This is a genomic window from Amycolatopsis sp. FDAARGOS 1241 (assembly GCF_016889705.1).
GTDB lineage: Bacteria > Actinomycetota > Actinomycetes > Mycobacteriales > Pseudonocardiaceae > Amycolatopsis.
In genome coordinates, this window is record NZ_CP069526.1 from 3006454 (window position 1) to 3025459 (window position 19006).

A 19006-nucleotide genomic window follows, 5' to 3' on the forward strand; every position below is an offset into this window, starting at 1 on the left:
ATTGTGGAACTACTGGTTAAGGCTTGTTCTGGTAGGCAATGCCTGCGTGAGTACTGATCGCCTGGCGATCGTGGAAACCGTGGCCGGTGTCTGGAGGGCGGGTTGTTGGCTGGCACGCTGTTGGGTCCTGAGGCAACACGCCGAGGGGCTGAGCGCCTTGGGAACGTGTGTGTTTCTGGTGTGGTGTTTGAGAACTGTAGAGTGGATGCGAGCATCTTTGTGGTCAAGTTGTTAAGGGCACATGGTGGATGTCTTGGCTTCAGGAGCCGATGAAGGACGTGGGAGGCTGCGATATGCCTCGGGGAGCTGTCAACCGAGCTGTGATCCGAGGATTTCCGAATGGGGAAACCCAGCACCAGTGATGTGGTGTTACCTGCCGGTGAATATATAGCCGGTGTGGAGGGAACGCGGGGAAGTGAAACATCTCAGTACCCGTAGGAAGAGAAAACAACCGTGATTCCGTGAGTAGTGGCGAGCGAAAGCGGATGAGGCTAAACCGTGCGTATGTCAAGCTGTCAGGCGTTGTGCGTGCGGTGTTGTGGGACCCACCTTGAAGAGACTGACATTTCTTCGGATGTACGCAGTGGTTAGTGGAACGTCTTGGGATGGGCGACCGGAGTGGGTGAGAGTCCCGTACGCGAAAACTGCTGTTGTAGGTCTTGGTGGTGTTCCCGAGTAGCAGCGAGCTCGTGGAATTTGCTGTGAATCTGCCGGGACCACCCGGTAAGCCTAAATACTTCCTGGAGACCGATAGCGGACGAGTACCGTGAGGGAAAGATGAAAAGTACCCCGGGAGGGGAGTGAAAGAGTACCTGAAACCGTGTGCCTACAAGCCGTCAGAGCCTTTGGGTGATGGCGTGCCTTTTGAAGAATGAGCCTGCGAGTTAGTGCTGCGTGGCGAGGTTAACCCGTGTGGGGTAGCCGTAGCGAAAGCGAGTCTGAATAGGGCGTCGTAGTCGCGTGGTCTAGACCCGAAGCGGAGTGATCTACCCATGGCCAGGGTGAAGCGTCGGTAAGACGTCGTGGAGGCCCGAACCCACCAGGGTTGAAAACCTGGGGGATGAGCTGTGGGTAGGGGTGAAAGGCCAATCAAACTCCGTGATAGCTGGTTCTCCCCGAAATGCATTTAGGTGCAGCGTCACGTGTTTCTCTGCGGGGGTAGAGCTACTGGATGGTCTAGGGGCCTTACCGGGTTACCGAAATCAACCAAACTCCGAATACCGTAGTGTGAGAGCGTGGCAGTGAGACGGCGGGGGATAAGCTTCGTCGTCGAGAGGGAAACAGCCCAGAACACCAGCTAAGGCCCCTAAGTGTGTGCTCAGTGGGAAAGGATGTGGGATTGCCCAGACAACCAGGAGGTTGGCTTAGAAGCAGCCACCCTTGAAAGAGTGCGTAATAGCTCACTGGTCAAGTGGTCCTGCGCCGACAATGTAGCGGGGCTTAAGCACACCGCCGAAGCTGTGTCATTCACACAATACATCCGCTTTCTCCTTCGGGGGATTGTGTAGTGGTGTGGATGGGTAGGGGAGCGTCCTGCATCCAGGGAAGCGGCCGTGTGAGCGAGTCGTGGAGGGTGTGGGAGTGAGAATGCAGGCATGAGTAGCGAATGCAGAGTGAGAAACTCTGCCGCCGGATGACCAAGGGTTCCTGGGCCAGGCTAATCCGCCCAGGGTAAGTCGGGACCTAAGGCGAGGCCGACAGGCGTAGTCGATGGACAACGGGTTGATATTCCCGTACCCGAGCATGTGCGCCCATGACGAGGCAGTTGATACTAACCACCCGAAGCCGGCGTGGAAGTCTTCGGACGGATATGTCGTGTGGAGCGTGGGATCTGATGTTGTAGTAGTCAAGCGATGGGGTGACGCAGGAAGGTAGCTCCGCCAGGCGATGGTTGTCCTGGTGTAAGCGTGTAGGCCGTCATGTAGGTAAATCCGCATGGCAATGGGCTGAGACGTGATGCGTAGCCGTTTGAGGCGAAGAGGGTGATCCTATGCTGCCGAGAAAAGCCTCTAGTGAGTGCATGCACGGCCCGTACCCCAAACCAACACAGGTGGTCAGGTAGAGAATACTGAGGCGATCGGGTGAACTGTGGTTAAGGAACTCGGCAAAATGCCCCCGTAACTTCGGGAGAAGGGGGGCCAAACACCTTGAAGTCCTTCGCGGGCTAGGGGTGGGTGGCCGCAGAGACCAGCGGAAAGCGACTGTTTACTAAAAACACAGGTCCATGCGAAGTCGCAAGACGATGTATATGGACTGACGCCTGCCCGGTGCTGGAACGTTAAGAGGACCGGTTAGCGCTTCGGCGCGAAGCTGAGAATTTAAGCGCCAGTAAACGGCGGTGGTAACTATAACCATCCTAAGGTAGCGAAATTCCTTGTCGGGTAAGTTCCGACCTGCACGAATGGCGTAACGACTTTCCGGCTGTCTCAACCACAGGCCCGGCGAAATTGCACTACGAGTAAAGATGCTCGTTACGCGCGGCAGGACGGAAAGACCCCGGGACCTTTACTATAGTTTGGTATTGGTTTTCGGTTCGGTTTGTGTAGGATAGGTGGGAGACTGTGAAGCGGTGACGCTAGTTGCTGTGGAGTCGTTGTTGAAATACCACTCTGGTCGAATTGGGAATCTGAACCTCGGGCCATGATCTGGTTCAGGGACAGTGCCTGATGGGTAGTTTAACTGGGGCGGTTGCCTCCTAAAGGGTAACGGAGGCGCCCAAAGGTTCCCTCAGCCTGGTTGGCAATCAGGTGTTGAGTGCAAGTGCACAAGGGAGCTTGACTGTGAGACAGACATGTCGAGCAGGGACGAAAGTCGGGACTAGTGATCCGGCACCTCCTGGTGGAAGGGGTGTCGCTCAACGGATAAAAGGTACCCCGGGGATAACAGGCTGATCTTGCCCAAGAGTCCATATCGACGGCATGGTTTGGCACCTCGATGTCGGCTCGTCGCATCCTGGGGCCGGAGTAGGTCCCAAGGGTTGGGCTGTTCGCCCATTAAAGCGGCACGCGAGCTGGGTTTAGAACGTCGTGAGACAGTTCGGTCCCTATCCGCCGCGCGCGTAGGATACTTGAGGAAGGCTGTCCCTAGTACGAGAGGACCGGGACGGACGAACCTCTGGTGTGCCAGTTGTTCCGCCAGGGGCATGGCTGGTTGGCCACGTTCGGAAGGGATAACCGCTGAAGGCATCTAAGCGGGAAGCCTGTTCCAAGATGAGGTATCCCACCCCGTTGTGGGTTAAGGCCCCCAAGAGACGATTGGGTTGATAGGCCAGAGATGGAAGCACAGTAATGTGTTGTTGAGTTGACTGGTACTAATAGGCCGAGGACTTGCCCACGAAGATGTTACGCATCCACTCTACAGCTCTGAAACACCACACCGTGTGGAAACAAACATGGTGTGTGTTGTTTCGTAGTGTTTCGGTGGTTATAGCGCCAGGGAAACGCCCGGTCCCATTCCGAACCCGGAAGCTAAGCCTGGTAGCGCCGATGGTACTGCAACCGAAGGGTTGTGGGAGAGTAGGACGCCGCCGAACGTTACTCAGCAGTGGGCCCCGGTAGAGAACCTCGAGTTCTCCCGGGGCCCACTTGCTGTGCGCGGTTCTCCGTTCGAGCACGGACGCGCGCGCGGGGTGCTTCGAACGGCCCCGTAGGATGGTCAGTCGGCCCCGGTGGGGCCAGTGAGATTTTCAGAGTGTTCAGCGATGGCAGGAGGCCAGGTGTCCGAGTTCGGTCGACGTGACTCAGAGGATGATGGGTCCGGCCGGTCGGCTCGCCGCGACCACGGCTCCCGCGGCAACCGGTCGGACGCGCCCCGGGAAGACCGGCGCGGCGCGCGACAGGACCGCGGCGGACGCGACGGCGGCTACCAGGGACGTCCCCGCCGCGACGACCGCGGCGTGCGGGGCGGCGGATACCAGAACCGCCCGTCGCGGGACAACGACGGCGGCCAGCGCGGCGGCTTCGCCGGCAAGCGCGACGACCGCCCCAGCGCCGGCTTCGACAACCGCTCCGGCGGTCGACCCCAGGGCAAGTCGGCCTCCGGCCACCGCTGGGAAGACCGCGACTCCGCCGGCTCTCGTGGCGGCTACCGCAACGACCGCGACGGCGGCGGCTTCCGCAACGACCGCAACTCCGGCGGCGGATACCGCGACAACCGCCCGGGCGGTCCGCGTGACAACCGCGACCGCGAGGACCGCGGCTCCGGCGGCTTCCGCAGCGACCGCGGCAATTCCGGGTTCCGCAACGACCGGGACGACCGTGGCTCGCGCGACTCGCGAAGCGGCTACCGCGACAACCGTGGCGGCGGCTTCCGCAACGACCGCGACGGTGGCAACACCGGCTTCCGCAAGGATCGCACCCCCGCCGGCAGCTTCCGCGACGACAAGGGCGGCCGCGGCGGCTTCCGGGACGACCGCGGCTCCGGCGGCTACCGCGGCGGCAGCAGTGGCTACCGCAACGACCGGGACGACCGCGGTGGCAACCGCGACAACCGGGGCTTCCGCTCCGACGGCGCGCACCGCGCTGGTTCCGCCGACAACCGCGACAACCGCACCGGCTTCCGCAGCGACCGGGACAAGCCCGGCTTCCGCGACCGAGAAGGCGGCTTCCGCGCTGATCGCGATAGGGGCGGCTACCGGGATCGTGACGGTGGCGGTAGCCGCAACGATCGTGACAAGAGTGGTTACCGCGATCGCGATGGCGGCGGTTACCGCAACGATCGTGACAAGAGTGGTTACCGCGACCGCGATGGCGGCGGTTACCGCAACGATCGTGACAAGAGTGGTTACCGCGATCGCGATGGCGGCGGTTACCGCAACGATCGTGACAAGAGTGGTTACCGCGATCGCGATGGCGGCGGTTACCGCAACGATCGTGACAAGAGTGGTTACCGCGACCGCGACGGTGGCGGTTTCCGGCACGATCGCGACAAGGTCGGCTACCGCGATGGTGGCTTCCGCAGCGATCGAGAAAAGGGCGGCTACCGAGACGGTGGTTACCGTGGCGACCGGGACAAGGGCGGCGACCGCGACCGCGATGGCGGCGGTAGCCGGACCGACCGCGACGGCGGCTTCCGCAATGACCGCGGCTCGAGCGGTGGCTTCCGCAAGGACGACCGTGGCCCGGGATCGGGCTTCCGCAAGGATGATCGTGGTGGGTTCCGCGGGGACCGTCGTGATGACCGTGGCGGTTCCCGCGGTTCCGATCGCCGCGAAGGCAGTCAGCGCGATCGCGGGTCCTGGAACCGCGACGAGAACCGGCGCGACCGCGGTGGTTTCCGTGGCCGTCGCGATTCCGCGGATGCCGGGCCGCGCCGGGACTTCGACCGCGCACGCGACGAGCGGGCCGACACGCGGGGCTTCGGCTCGGAGGACTTCGACCTCACCGACGACGACGCGCTCGTCCCCGGCGGCACCACCCGCGACGACGACTTCGCCATCGCCGGCGCCGGCGCCGACGACCGCTTCACGGCCAACACCGTGGAAGCGGACGCTGCGGAAGAGGGCAGCGCTGATCTCGAAATCGGCGAGCGGCCCACTCGCTCCGGCGACCAGGAACGCTCCACCGGCACCGGCGACCGGCCCTCGGACGACGAGGCTGCGAACGAGCGGTCCTCTCGCGATGACGAGACGAACGAGGCCGACCGGTCCGCTCGCGACGACGTGACCGACGCCGGCGACGGGTTCGCAGGGGCCTCCCGCGACGCTCGCGACCGGTCCCGCAGCGACGCCCAGGACGTCGACAACGCCGTCGACGCCGGCGAGCGGTCCGATGGCGACGACCGCGATGGTGGCGAGCGGTCCCACCGCGACAGCCGAGACGGTGACGACGGGTCCGCCCGCGACGGTCATGACGGTGGCGAGCGGTCCGCTCGTGGTACTCGCGACAGCGACGAGCGGTCCCCCCGTGACGCTCGTGACGGTGGGGAGCGGTTCTCGCGCGATGGCGAGGGACGTGACAGCCGCGACCGGTCCGGCAGCGACGGTCGCAGCCGGAGCGAGCGGTCCCGTCGCGACGACCGCGACGGCGGCGAGCGGTCCCACCGCGACGAGCGCGATCGTCCGCGCCGTGACAGCCGTGACAGCCGTGACAGCCGTGACAGCCGTGGCTGGCGTGACAACCGTGACGAGCGACCCCTGTGGGGCAAGCGCACCCGCGCCGGCGGTGAGGAGCTGGACGACGCGGCGCTGGCCCGCGAGCTGCTCGAAGCGCCAGAGCTGCCGGAGGGCGTGGAGTACTCCGATCTCGACGAAGAGGTCCGCCGGGAGCTGCGGACCTTGCCGAAGGGCCTGGCGGAGACCGTCGGGAAGCACCTGGTCGCCGCGGGTGGGTTGATCGATGTCGACCCGGAGGCGGCGCTGGAGCACGCCAAGTACGCCAAGACGAAGGCCTCGCGGGTGCCGATCGTGCGGGAGGCGCTCGGGCTGACGGCCTACCACGCCGGCAACTGGCAGGAAGCGCTGTCGGAGCTGCGGGCCGTTCGGCGGATGACTCGCAGCGACGAGCACCTCGCCATCATCGCGGACGCCGAGCGCGCGCTGGGCCGTCCGGAGCGGGCGCTGGACCTGGCGAAGGAAGCCGACAAGCACCGGCTGTCGAAGGCGACGCAGGTGGAGCTGGCGATCGTCGCTGCGGGGGCACGGCGGGATCTCGGGCAGGTGGACGCTTCGGTGGTGTCGCTGCAGGGCCCGGACCTCGTGCCGTCGAAGCGGGACCCGTGGAGCGCGCGGCTGTTCTACGCGTACGCCGACAACCTGGCCGCCGCCGGGCGTAAGGACGAGGCCGTGCGCTGGTTCCTGAACGCGGCGGAAGCCGACAACGACGACGAGACCGACGCCGCCGAGCGGGCCGCGGAGCTCGCGGATGAGTGACGCGCTCGTGGCGGCCTACGACGCCGTCCTGTTCGACCTCGACGGCACCGTCTACCACGGCTCGCAGGTCATCCCGGGAGCGCCGGAGGCGGTCGCGGCGGTGCGGGAGCACGGGGCGGCCGTCCGGTACGTCACGAACAACGCCTCGAAGGCGCCGGTGGATGTCGTGGCGCACCTGCGCGGGCTCGGGCTCACGGCCGAGGCCGGCGAGGTGCACACGAGCGCCCAGGCTGCTGCCTCGGTGCTCGGAGAACGGTTGTCCGCCGACGCGCAGGTGCTGATCGTCGGCACGGATTCGCTGGCTGCTGAGGTGATCGCGCAGGGCCTCACGACCACGCGCAAGACCGGTCCCGGCGTGGCCGCCGTCGTGCAGGGGCACTCGCCGGACACGGCGTGGGCCGACCTCGCCGAGGCGTGCCTCGCCATCCGCGCGGGGGCGCTGTGGGTCGCCTGCAACGTCGACGCCACGCTGCCGACCGAACGCGGCCTGCTGCCCGGCAACGGCTCCATGGTCAACGCGCTGCGGTCGGCCACCGACACGGAGCCGGTCGTCGCCGGGAAGCCGCAGCCGCTGCTGTTCCAGACGGCCGCGCGGTCGGCGGAATCAAGCCGTCCGCTGGTCGTGGGCGACCGGCTGGACACCGACATCGCCGGCGCCGTCGCGGCGGGCGTCGACGTGCTCGCGGTGCTCTCCGGCGTCTCGACGGCGAAGGACCTCGTGCACGCCATCCCCGCCGAACGCCCCACGCACCTCGCCGCCGACTTGACGGCACTCACCCAGCGCGCCGACGAGCTGAAGATCGGTCCGCGGCCCGGCTGGGAGATCACCCCGGGCGCCGCGCTGACCGTCCGCGGGGACGGCGCCGCGCTCGACCTGCTCCGCGCGCTGTGCCACGCGGCGTGGGAGACGGGTGTGACCGAGGTGCGCGCGGACGGCGACGCGGCCGGGGCGGCGCTGACCGGGCTCGGCCTGGCCTGACTGGTAGTTTGGGACCGTGCACCCGAACGCCCCGCGGCCCGTGCCGGGCCCTCCGCCGGTACCCGGTCCCGGCCCGCAGCAGACCGATTCCCGCGCGGGGATCGACGAAGCCGTGGCGGGCCTGGACGACCTGAACTCGGTGCCGCTCGCCGAGCACGTCGACCGGTTCGAGGCCGTGCACACCGAGCTCACCGTGGCCCTGTCCAGCATCGACAGGGTCTGACCGGCGTGCCCAAACGGGCCCGCCTCGACGCGGAACTGGTTCGCCGCGGCCTGGCCCGCTCGCGGGAGCAGGCGTCGGCGCTGATCACCGGCGGCAAGGTCACCGTGCGCGGGATGGTCGCGACCAAACCCGCCACCGGCGTCGAAAACGACGCGCCCATCGTGGTCAAGGCCGACGACGACCCCGGCTGGGCCTCGCGCGGCGCGCACAAACTGCTGGGAGCGCTGGAAAAGTTCGGCCCCGAAGGACTGACCGTCGAGGGCCGCCGCTGCCTCGACGCCGGTGCTTCGACCGGCGGGTTCACCGACGTCCTCCTGCGCAACGGCGCCGCCACCGTCATCGCTGCCGACGTCGGCCGCGGCCTGCTCGACTGGCGGCTGCAGACAGACGACCGCGTGGTCGTGCTCGACCGCACCAACGTGCGCAACCTGACTCCCGATGTGCTCGGTGGCCAGGTCGACCTCGTCGTCGGCGACCTGTCGTTCATCTCGCTCAAGCTCGTGCTGCCCGCGCTCGTCGCGTGCGCGCGCGAGGGCGCCGACCTGGTGCCGATGGTCAAACCGCAGTTCGAGGTCGGCAAGGACCGGCTCGGCAGCGGTGGCGTCGTCCGCGATCCGGAGCTGCGCGTGGAGTCCGTGGTCGGCGTGCTCGCCGAGGCCGCAAAGCTCGGGCTCGCGCTGCGCGGGGTCGTCGCGAGCCCGCTGCCGGGGCCCTCGGGCAACGTCGAGTACTTCGTGTGGCTGCACCGCCGAGAGATCGGCCGCCAAGAGATCCATCGGCAGGAGGTTCTCCGTCAGGACGCGGGCGAACCCGGCACCGCCGATGGCACTGTGGACGACGTCGAGCGGCTCGTGCGAACCGCTGTCGAGGAAGGACCACAGTGACCACCGAACGCGAAGTGCTCCTCGTGGTGCACCCGGACCGGGAGACCACCCGGGAGGCCGCCCGCGAGGTGTCGGCGCGGTTCACGAAGGCCGGGATCCGGCTGCGCGTGACCGACGAGGACGTGCAGCGTCTCATCGACCCCGACGGCTGCATGGCCATGCCCTGCTCCGTCGTCGCCCCGCAGGACGACCCGGCGCGCGGGGCGGAGCTGGTCTTCGTCCTCGGCGGCGACGGCACGCTGCTGCGCGCGGCCGAGCTGGCACGCCCGGCCGGCGTGCCCGTGCTGGGCGTGAACCTGGGCCGCGTGGGGTTCCTCGCCGAAGCCGACTCCGATGCGCTCGCCGATGCGGTGCAGCGCGTGGTCGACCGCGAATACCACGTCGAGGAGCGGATGACGATCGACGTCACCGTGACCAACGGTGGCGCCGAGCTGTACCGCACGTGGGCGCTGAACGAGGCGAGCGTCGAGAAGTTCTCGCGCGAGCGCGTGCTCGACGCTCTCATCGAGGTCGACGGCCGCCCGGTCTCCTCGTTCGGCTGCGACGGTGTCCTGTGCGCGACGCCCACGGGCTCCACCGCGTACGCGTTCTCCGCCGGCGGCCCGATCATGTGGCCGGACGTCGAAGCGCTGCTCGTGGTGCCCAGCAACGCCCACGCCCTGTTCGCCCGCCCCCTCGTCGTCTCACCCGATTCGGTGATCACCGTCGGCATCGACCCGGCGGGCCACAGCGCGGTCCTGACGTGCGACGGCCTGCGCAGCTTCGACATGCCGCCGGGCTCCCTCGTGCGCGTCGTCTGCGGTCAGCGCCCAGTGCGCCTGGTCCGCCTCTGGGAGGGCGTCTTCACCGACCGGCTGGTCCACAAGTTCGGCCTTCCGGTCCGCAGCTGGCGCGAACGCCGCACCGGTGGCCGCTCCGTCTGACCCGGCTGCCCCTCGCGCGTGACTCACGACACGCCCGGCCGGGGCGTGTTCGCACAAGCGTTCGACCAGCGAAAAGGACCGTTAGCACCGGTCGAGCGCACGGAAGGTCGGTGGGGGCGGCTACCGTATGCGTCGTGCTGGCCGAGATGCGCATCCAGGGCCTCGGAGTCATCGAGGACGCCCTGCTGGAACTGCACCCGGGCTTCACCGTCGTCACCGGTGAGACGGGGGCCGGGAAGACCATGGTCGTCACCGGGCTGCACCTGCTCTCCGGCGGGCGGGCCGAGGCGTCCAAGGTCCGGAACGGAATGCTCAAGGCCTTCGTGGAGGGCCGGTTCACCCTCGACAAGGCCGACGCCGCGAGCCGCATCGTCATCGACGCGGGCGCGGACATCGACGAGGACGGCAGCGTGATCGCGTTGCGCACGGTGGCTGTCGACGGACGCTCGAGAGCGCACCTGGGCGGCCGGTCCGTGCCGGTCGGCGTGCTGGCGGACCTGTCCGAGCAGGTGATCGCCGTGCACGGGCAGAACGACCAGCTGCGGCTGCTGCGCCCGAGCGAGCAACGAGCCGTGATCGACCGGTTCGCGGGCACCGCCGTGTCCGGGCCGCTGACGGCCTACCGCGAGGTGCGGGAGGAGTGGCTCGCGATCATCGCCGAGCTCACCGAGCGGTCCACCCGCTCGCGCGAGATGGCCCAGCAGGCCGACCTGCTCAAACACGGCCTCACGGAGATCGACGCCGTCGCGCCGGAACCGGGCGAGGACGTGGAGCTCACCGAGCAGATCAAGCGGCTGATGGCGGTCGACGAGCTGCGCGCTTCGGCGACCGAGGCGCATGTCGCGGTGTCCGGTTCGCCCGACGGCGACCCCGACGCGCCGGGCGCGCTCGGGCTCGTCGGCGAAGCGGTCCGCCGCCTGGTCTCGGCCGAGGACCCGGCGTTGCGCGACCTCGTGCCGCGGCTGGAGGAGGCGTCGGTGCTGCTCACCGACGTCGGCGCGGAGCTGGGCGGCTACGTCGAAGGCCTCGACGCCGATCCGGGGCTGCTGGAGAAGGTGCTCGCGCGCCAGGCCGACCTCAAGCGCCTCACCCGCAAGTACGCGGCCGACATCGACGGGGTGCTGGCGTGGGCGGACGACGCTAGCCGCAGGCTCGAGTCGATGGACACGTCCGAGGAGGCGCTCGCCGAGCTGGCGCGCCGCCGCGACGAGCTGGCCACGCAGCTGGCCGGTCACGCCACCGAGGTGTCGGCCGCGCGCGGCAAGGCCGCGGCCGAGCTGGCGTCGGCGATCACGAACGAGCTGTCCGGTCTCGCGATGGGGCAGGCGGAGCTGGAGATCACCGTCGAGCAGCGGCCCGCCGAGCACGGCGATCGCCAGGCCCTGACGATCGACGGCCACGCGGTCCACGCGGGTCCCGACGGCATCGACGAGGTCGAGCTGTTGCTTCGCGCGCACAACGGCGCCCCGCCGCTGCCGGTGCACAAGGCGGCCTCCGGCGGTGAGCTCTCGCGCGTGATGCTGGCCATCGAGGTCGTCCTCGCCCACGCCGACACGGTGCAGACGCTGGTCTTCGACGAGGTCGACGCCGGCGTCGGCGGCCGCGCCGCGGTCGAGATCGGGCGCCGGCTGGCCCGGCTCGCGCGGACCCACCAGGTGCTCGTGGTGACGCACCTGCCGCAGGTCGCCGCCTTCGCCGACCAGCACCTCGTGGTGGACAAGGGCACCAGCGGTGGCGTCACGCGAAGCGGCGTGAAGCTGCTGGAGCAGAGCGACCGCGTGAAGGAACTCGCGCGCATGCTCGCCGGCATGGACGGCACGGAGACCGGCCGCGCCCACGCCGAAGAGCTGCTCGCCGCGGCGGAGAAGGACAAGGCGGCCGCGGCACCCAAGCGCAAGCGCGCCAAGAAGGGCTGATCCCACGCCATGATCTGGGCCGCGGTGGCCGACGTCGAGGCGGAGCTCGCCCGCGCGCGGCGCGACGGCGATCTCGACCGGTTCCTCGGTCTCCTCGGCGACGAAGAGCTGTTCGTGCCCATCCACCGGGAGGACGCGGAGAAGCTGGCCGACGAGCGCGCCTGGTCGTCGGCGAAACCGTGCTGCGCCGAGCACGCGCTGCAGGTGTTCACGCGTGGCGCGCTACCGGACCTCGGGTCCGAGGTGGTGTTCCTCAGCGGCGATCTCGACTGGGCGCTGCACGGCCTCGGCGCCGACGAGCAAGTGATCTTCAACCGCGGCACGCTCGGCGAGTGGCACGTGCCCGCGTCGGCCGCGCTGCCGTGGCTCGACGCGAACCCGCACCGCGTCACGGCCGTCGAGCAGCAGGTCGAGCGGCTCAACACCGCGCGCTACGGCCACTTCGACGGCCCGCTCGCCCACGCGCTCGCGTGCGGTGCCCACCAGGCCGTGCTCACCGCTGAGCCGTGGAACGTGCTCGACGCGCGCTACCACGACTACGTCGCCGAAGTGCGCGGCCTGCGCGACTGGTGGGGCGTGTCGGACGCGGCCGGCTGGCGCACCGCGATGGCCGGCCTGGTCGGCGACGGCTACGCACTCACCCCGGGCAACCTGGTGCTGGTCCTGCGCGCCCGGTACGGCGGCGACCTCGACCCGCTGTCGTGGGCCGAGCTCGTGCTGCGCTGGTGCGCGGACAACGGCGCGCAGGACCAAGCGGCGGAGCTCACCGGCGTCGTGCGCCGCGTCGTGCGGTACGAGCAGCGCTTCCGCGCGGACGGGCTGCTGCGTCCGGGCCACGGGGTCGCCACGACCGTCGGCTGGGACGTCGCCCGCGCGGTCGCGATGGCGCGCTGGGGGCTGGCCGTCGGCCACTGCGACGCGCTCACCGCCGAGCTGATGGTCCTCGAGGCCGGCGCGATGGCGCGCCGCTACCACCAGTCATGGGCCCAGCTGTCCGCGAGCTACGTGATGGGCCGTGTCCTCGCCCTGGACGACGAGGGTTTCGGTGAGGAGTACCAGTCGGCGGCACGGGTCCACCACCTGCTGCTTCAAGATCAGGCGAGCCCCTGGACGAACCTCGATTTCGCGGCCGCGGAACCCACCAGCCAACCCTGAACGGCGGCTTGCGGCGACACCGCTCACCACAATGAGTCACGTCCGCATCGGCGCGTCGGCGTTCGTCCCACGCTCAAATTTGTCACCATCAGCCACATGAAGCTCACCGGTCTGCTCGCGCGAAACCACGAAGCCCTCCCCGGCATCACCGGCGTCGCGCGGGTCGACCGCCGCACGCGGGAACTGCTGCGCCGCGTCAGCGCCGGCGACGTGGTGGTTCTCGACCAGCTCGACCTCGACCGGGCGACGGCCGACGCGCTGGTCGACGCCGAGGTCGCCGCGGTGCTGAACGCGTCGCCGTCGATCTCCGGCCGCTTCCCGAATCTGGGCCCGGAGATCCTCGTCGACGCTGGGATCCCGCTCATCGACTCGGTCGGCGGCGAGCTGCTGCGCACCGTCAAGGACGGCACGAAGCTGCGCGTCCACGAAGGCGGCGTGTTCATCGGGGAGCGGCAGATCGCCTCCGGCGTCGAGCAGACGGCCGAGAGCGTCGCCGACCAGATGATCGAGGCCAAGGCCGGGATGTCGACGCAGCTGGAGGCGTTCTCGGCCAACACCATCGAGTTCCTGCGCCGCGAGCGCACGCTGATCCTCGACGGTGTCGGCGTGCCCGAGCTGCGGGTGCCCATGCGTGACCGGCACGTGCTGGTCGTCGCGGGCGGCACCGGCCACGCCGAAGACCTCAAGCGGCTCAAGAAGTACCTCAGGGAGCACCGGCCGGTGGTCGTCGGCGTCGACGCGGGTGCCGACACCCTGCGCGCACACGGCTACCCGCCGGACGTGATCGTGGGTGACCCGACCGGCATCGGCACCGCGACGCTGCGCAGTGGCGGCGAGGTCGTGGTGCCCGCCCAGCCCGACGGCCACGCGCCCGGCGTCGAGCGCATCCAGGACCTCGGCATCGGCGCGGTCACGTTCCCGGCGACCGGCAACGCCGAAGACCTCGCCCTGCTGCTGGCCGACGCACACGGCGCGAGCCTCGTGGTCACCGTCGGGTTCCAGGCCACGCTGCGGGAGTTCCTCGACCACGGCCGGTCGGGTTCCAACCCGTCGACGTTCCTCACCCGGCTCAAGCTCGGCACGAAGCTCGTCGACGGCAAGGCCGTCGCGACCCTGCACCGCAGCCGGGTGTCGCTCGGCGCGGTCGCGCTGCTCATCCTCGCCGCCGTCGTCGTGGTGGTCGCCGCGCTGCTCGTCTCCGACGTCGGCTCCGTCTACCTGGACTGGATCCAGCACAGCTGGACCACGTTCACCACCTGGGTGAAGGGGCTCTTCACGTGATTTCCCTGCGCTACCACATCGTTTCCATCACCGCGTGCTTCCTCGCGCTGGCCGTCGGCGTGGTACTGGGGTCTACCGCGCTCAACGGCTCGCTGCTCTCGGGCCTGGCGGACCAGAAGAAGGACCTCGGCACGCAGGTCTCCGACCTCGAAGCGCAGCGCAACGCACTCAACGCGCGCTTGGCCGACGCCGACGCGTTCGCGGGTTCGATGGGCCCGAAGGTCGTGGCCGGCACGCTCGACAAGCGCACGGTGGTGCTCGTGACCACTGAGGACGCGCGCCCGGCCGACCGCGACGCGCTCAAGCAGCTCGTGCAGCAGTCCGGCGCTTCCGTGACGGGGGAGCTGCAGCTGACCGACGCGTTCACCGACCCGGAGAAGGCCGACCAGCTGCGCGACGTGGTCACGCGCCTGCAGCCGGCCGGTTCGCGCTTCCCGACCGCGGGTGACTCCGGCACGCTCGCCGGCGCGCTGCTCGGTTCGGTGCTGCTGCTCGACAAGAGCACCGCCAAACCGCAGTCCACGGGTGACGAGCTGGCCGCGGCGCTGAGCGGGCTCACCGACGGCGGCTTCGTGAAGCCCAGCCAGGGTGTGCAGCCCGCGCAGCTGGCCATCGTGCTCACCGGCGCGCAGCAGACGGGCGAAGGCGCGGGGGACCGCGCCGCGACGATCGCGCGGTTCGCGACTCAACTCGATCGCTCCGGTGCGGGCACCGTGCTCGCCGGCGACCCGGGTTCGGCCGACGGTTCCGGCCCGCTCGGCGTGGTGCGCGCCGACACCTCCGCCACCTCGATCCTGTCCACTGTGGACAACGTTGACTCCGCCGCGGGGCGCGTCGCGACGCTGCTGGCCCTGCGCGAGCAGCTCGACGGCGGTTCGGGCCGCTACGGCATCGCCGGCAACGCCCAGGCACCCGCGCCGGGCGTCGGCTCCTCGGCCGGGAACTGACCGCACCGCACATCGGCGGCGGGCCGGGGTCTCTTCGAGGGTGAGAGATCCGCGACCCGCCGTCGATTTCGTGCTCAGCAGGCGCCGTTGTCGGTCCAGACGCCCTGGCTGCCACCCGGGGTGTCGCCCTGTGTCCACCACTTCGCGGTCCACTTGTGCCCGTTGTAGGAAACGGTCGCCCCGCCGCTGTAGGCCTGCGACGCGGACCACGCGGCCGGGCACCCGCCGCCCGGCGACGTGGTCGGGCCACCGCTCGACGTGCAGGCTCCGTTGTCCGTCCACACACCCTGGCTGCCGCCGGGGGTGTCGCCCTGTGTCCACCACTTGGCCGTCCACTGGTGCCCGTTGTACGACACCACCGCGCCGCCCGAGTACGCCTGGGTGGAACTCCACGCCGGGGCCGAACACGAGGCGCCACCGGGAGTCGTCGGCGTAGTCGAGCTCGTCGGAGTGGTGGGAGTCGTCGGTGTGGCCGGAGTGGTGGGTGTGGTCGGCAGCGGGGCACTGCAGCCCGCCGTGGCGGCCGCCAGCCCGTTGACGACGTCCTTGAACAGCGTCGCGTTCGGGTCGAGGTCGTAGAGGGAGAACATCATCGCGCCGGCGAGTCCGTTGCAGTGGACGTAGTCCGTGCGCGCCTTGATCGACTGCGCGGATGAGCCACCGTAGAAGTTCGTGCCGTCGTAGAACCACGCCGACTGCGTGGCCGGGTCGAAGAACGTGTCCGCCGGGTTGTCGACGATGCCGCTCAGTTCCTTGTACATCGCGATGCCGGGAACGTTGCCGCTCAAGGTCTTCCCGGCCGACGGCCCGGTCGCGGACTGGTACAGGCCGTGGTTCGGGCCGGCGGGCACACCCGTCCAGCCGCGGTAGTAGAACGGGATGCCGAGCGTGAGCTTGTTCGCCGGGAAGCCGCCAGGAATGCCGTACGCTGGAGAACCCTTGGTGTAGGCCTTGATCACCGCGTCCGTCGTGTACTTCTCGGTGCCCGGCGGGATCGTGCCGGACGGGTCGGCCGGCGAGCCGTAGAGGGGGTCCTGGAAGTTCGTCGGCCCGGTCCCGTCCCACGCACCGTGCATGTCGTAGGTCATCGCGTCGGCGAAGTCGAGGTAGGTGCCGATCTTGTCGGTCTGCAGCTTCGCGATCTTGTCCTGCCCGCCCGGGAGCGCGGCCGAGAGCGAGTAGTGCTTGCCGCCCAGTGCGTCGAGCTCGGAGCGGAACTCGGCGAGCAGCGCGGTGAAGTTGGCCGTGTCGTTCGCGCTCACGTGGTTGCCGAGGTGACCGGTGTCCGAACCGGGGTACTCCCAGTCGATGTCGAAGCCGTCGAAGATCCCGGCCGCGGTGCCCGGGCCGCCATAGCCGCCCTGCACGGGGAGGTTGCCCTTGATGAACATGTCGATGCACGAGCTCACGAACTTCTTGCGCGACGCGTCGGTGGCGGCCACGTCGGAGAAGTACTTCGAGTACGTCCAGCCGCCGAGCGAGAGCACGACCTTGAGGTTCGGGTGGCGCGCCTTGAGCTCTTGCAGCTGGTGGAAGTTCCCGACGATCGGCATGCCGAACGCGTCGGCCGAGCCGTCGACGCTGATGTCGGAGCCGAACGACTTCTGGTAGTCGGCGAACGCGTCGCCCGCGCCGTCGCCGGCGTTCGGGTTGTTCTCCCCGGCGGGGTCGGGGTCGCCGGCCTTGGTGGCCTCGAAGCAGGTGAGGTTGGCCGGATCGATGTTCTCGAAGTCGTAGATCAGGTAGTCGAGGTTGCCCGCGAGCGCGTCGACGTTCTTGGGGTAGTAGGCGTTCTGGTAGATGCTCCACTGGTCGCAGAAGGGCGGGCACTCTGACAGGAGGAGTAGCACCGTGGACCTGGAGACCTGGAAGCCCGTACCGGGCTATGAGGGCCAGTACGAAGTGAGCGACATAGGCCGAGTCCGGAGCCTGGACCGGGTGGATCCCCGGGGCCAACGGCGGAAGGGTCAGGTGAGTAGGCCGGGAATCGATTCCCGGGGATACCGGGTCGTGGCGCTGTCCAAGAACGGGGTTAAGACCCGGTTTTCTGTCCACCGGTTGGTGGCTCTCGCGTTCCACGGATCGGCCCCCGAGGGCAAGCCCAACGCATGTCACAAGGACGGGGACAGCCTGAACAACTGTGCCGAAAACCTGTACTGGGGATCTCAGTTCGAAAACATGCAGGACCGATTGCGGCATGGGACCTATAGCAATGGCACGGAGACCCGCACCCACTGCCCACGTCAACACCCTCTCCAGGCTCCGAACCTGGTGGCAAGTGCTGCCCGAAACGGATATAGGGCCTGCCGATCCTGCGCCCAAACTCGGGCTCACATTCAAGGTGCCAAGCGTAGGGGTAAGGACCTTAGTGACCAGTTCCAAGTGATCTCGGACAAGAAGTACGCGCAGATCATGGGCGGTGTCCAGTGATGGTCTTCAAGAAGCCCCGTGACTGGGCCCTGGACCTCGCCCTAGCCCTTACCGCCGGTATCGCGCTCCTGGCAGTGATGATGGTTGCCGTGGTTCTGGCTACCGGGGCCCCGTGTGTGGCCGATGCCCCGGAGAGGCCCCAGGAGCCCAAGATCACGGCACCCGGTCCCAAGGTCCAGGACTGCCAGACCCGGGAACTGGCCAAGGCCCGGGACATCACGGGTGAGCATGAGGTCCGGGTGGACTGGGTTACGCCTGAGGCTGCCAATCGTGAGCTTCAGGGCGAGGCTGCTGGGTGGACTGAACCGGGCCGAGTCGTCATAGTCACGGACACCCCGTGCGAGTACGTGGCGGCGGTTGCGGCTCATGAGTTTGGGCATGTGGCTCAGAACCGGAGCGCCGGAAGCATCCCCCAGGCCTATTGGAGGTATGGGGCCAAGGAGATGGAGCGCGTTGCGCAGTGTTTCGCCACGGCTTTCGATCTCCACACGTATGAGGCCTACGGGGTCACGGTCTGGACCGATTGCACGGGCTACGAGAAGGCTGCCGCTAGCGAACTCCTGAAGTGGGTCCGATGACCGGCTAGAAGGCCCTGAGATCCACGCTGAGAGGCCCTTGTCCCTGACCCGGGATGGAGGGCCTTCCTCATGCCTCCAGTTCCTCACAGGCAAGCTCACGGGCAAGCTCAGGGCCGGGTGTCTATGCCCTGGTCAAGAGCCCTGAATCACACCCTGTGTGGTTGCTGTCGGGGACCTCGGGGCCCGGCTGATTTACTTCAGGAACCAGGCCGACAGGGGGCCAAAGATAAAAGGAATCGAGCATGAGCGAACGAATCGGAGGGTCTGCTCTGAGTGATCACCCCAGTTCGTGAGCGTGACCTCTCGACACGCCATCCTTGGGGCGCGTGTAGGTCCCAACCCGTTTGCTAATCTCTGTGGAGTGAGCCGATAGCCCGGGCAGAGAACAGGGCGACCGTATCGGGGATTGAGCCGGGGAGACCGGTCCAAACCACAAACCGCGTGCATTCGGATACACGGTGTGGATCTTGTACAACGGTTTGGTCACTTGGTCACTAATCCTGTCGTTTTCACGACACCAAAACGGGGTCTCGCGGTAGTACTTGGTGAAGGGGAAAAAACTCCGAGGTTCCGTGCTGCCTTCATCGGGCCCCGTGACCAGCAAGAATGTGGGTAAACGAGTCCATGACCAGGCCTGATTACACAGGGTGTAGTCCTTGTGACAAGCATGTAAGGGTTCTGGCCTACTAGTAGGAAAGGGCTCAGCAAGGGCTCAGCCTAAGCCCTCCACTCCTCACACCCATCACTCAAGTTGTGGCAGTCATCCAGGCTGCCATTTTCATTTGTCGAAAGGAGAGACATGTGTCTCCATACCGAGACTCC

At 68.0% G+C, this 19006-nt stretch carries 13 protein-coding genes and 2 rRNA genes; 13 read left to right on the forward strand and 2 right to left on the reverse strand.

Translation table 11 applies throughout. The features are described 5' to 3' along the window. Window positions 1–221 precede the first annotated feature (221 nt). Window positions 222–3334: ribosomal RNA gene (locus I6J71_RS14855) — 23S ribosomal RNA — on the forward strand. 81 nt (window positions 3335–3415) lie between these two features. Continuing rightward, window positions 3416–3532, forward strand: a 5S ribosomal RNA gene (rrf, locus tag I6J71_RS14860). A 207-nt stretch (window positions 3533–3739) separates the two neighbouring features. On the opposite strand, the gene I6J71_RS14865 is transcribed toward rrf, so the two are convergent. After that, the gene (locus I6J71_RS14865; protein WP_239154820.1) at window positions 3740–6364 is read right to left on the reverse strand and encodes a hypothetical protein; all 2625 of its coding nucleotides are present in this window, start codon (window positions 6362–6364) and stop codon (window positions 3740–3742) included. Between I6J71_RS14865 and I6J71_RS14870 the strand changes: the two genes are divergently transcribed. The 9 genes from I6J71_RS14870 (at window position 6329) to I6J71_RS14910 (ending at window position 15176) form a co-directional block, all read left to right on the forward strand. Next, window positions 6329–6868 (forward strand): tetratricopeptide repeat protein, encoded by a 540-nt coding sequence (locus tag I6J71_RS14870; RefSeq protein WP_239154822.1) that lies wholly within the window; start codon window positions 6329–6331, stop codon window positions 6866–6868. The genes I6J71_RS14865 and I6J71_RS14870 overlap by 36 nt on opposite strands. Further along, a complete protein-coding gene (locus tag I6J71_RS14875) occupies window positions 6861–7847 on the forward strand; it encodes an HAD-IIA family hydrolase (RefSeq protein ID WP_204095250.1) in 987 nt (328 codons plus the stop codon). The genes I6J71_RS14870 and I6J71_RS14875 overlap by 8 nt, the downstream gene beginning before the upstream one ends. Before the next feature lie 16 nt (window positions 7848–7863). Next, the gene (locus I6J71_RS14880; protein WP_239154825.1) at window positions 7864–8070 is read left to right on the forward strand and encodes a hypothetical protein; all 207 of its coding nucleotides are present in this window, start codon (window positions 7864–7866) and stop codon (window positions 8068–8070) included. Window positions 8071–8075: 5 nt separating this feature from the next. Beyond that, window positions 8076–8954, forward strand: coding sequence for a TlyA family RNA methyltransferase (locus I6J71_RS14885; protein WP_204095251.1), 879 nt, complete (start codon window positions 8076–8078; stop codon window positions 8952–8954). After that, window positions 8951–9877, forward strand: a complete 927-nt coding sequence (locus I6J71_RS14890) for an NAD kinase (RefSeq protein ID WP_204095252.1) — start codon at window positions 8951–8953, stop codon at window positions 9875–9877. The genes I6J71_RS14885 and I6J71_RS14890 overlap by 4 nt, the downstream gene beginning before the upstream one ends. A 134-nt stretch (window positions 9878–10011) precedes the next feature. Next, on the forward strand, window positions 10012–11793 hold the full coding sequence (gene recN, locus I6J71_RS14895; protein ID WP_204095253.1) for a DNA repair protein RecN: 1782 nt from the start codon (window positions 10012–10014) through the stop codon (window positions 11791–11793). Window positions 11794–11802: 9 nt separating this feature from the next. Beyond that, entirely contained in the window at window positions 11803–12948 is a 1146-nt protein-coding gene (locus I6J71_RS14900) for a DUF1266 domain-containing protein (RefSeq protein WP_204095254.1), read from the forward strand. 96 nt (window positions 12949–13044) lie between these two features. After that, window positions 13045–14229 carry a putative cytokinetic ring protein SteA gene (steA, locus tag I6J71_RS14905; protein ID WP_204095255.1) on the forward strand — a complete coding sequence of 395 codons (1185 nt, stop codon included), beginning with the start codon at window positions 13045–13047 and terminating at the stop codon, window positions 14227–14229. Further along, window positions 14226–15176, forward strand: coding sequence for a copper transporter (locus I6J71_RS14910; RefSeq protein WP_204095256.1), 951 nt, complete (start codon window positions 14226–14228; stop codon window positions 15174–15176). The genes steA and I6J71_RS14910 overlap by 4 nt, the downstream gene beginning before the upstream one ends. 74 nt (window positions 15177–15250) lie before the next feature. Here the strand turns inward: I6J71_RS14910 and I6J71_RS14915 are convergent, their stop codons facing one another. Next, on the reverse strand, window positions 15251–17026 hold the full coding sequence (locus tag I6J71_RS14915; RefSeq protein ID WP_204095257.1) for a glycosyl hydrolase family 18 protein: 1776 nt from the start codon (window positions 17024–17026) through the stop codon (window positions 15251–15253). On the opposite strand from I6J71_RS14915, the gene I6J71_RS50710 reads away from it, so the two are divergent. Together I6J71_RS50710 and I6J71_RS14925 are read left to right on the forward strand one after the other, a co-directional pair. After that, entirely contained in the window at window positions 16977–17606 is a 630-nt protein-coding gene (locus tag I6J71_RS50710) for an NUMOD4 domain-containing protein (protein ID WP_370542140.1), read from the forward strand. The two genes, I6J71_RS14915 and I6J71_RS50710, sit on opposite strands and share 50 nt — an antisense overlap. Further along, window positions 17606–18184, forward strand: a complete 579-nt coding sequence (locus I6J71_RS14925) for a hypothetical protein (protein WP_204095259.1) — start codon at window positions 17606–17608, stop codon at window positions 18182–18184. The genes I6J71_RS50710 and I6J71_RS14925 overlap by 1 nt, the downstream gene beginning before the upstream one ends. Window positions 18185–19006: the final 822 nt, after the last annotated feature.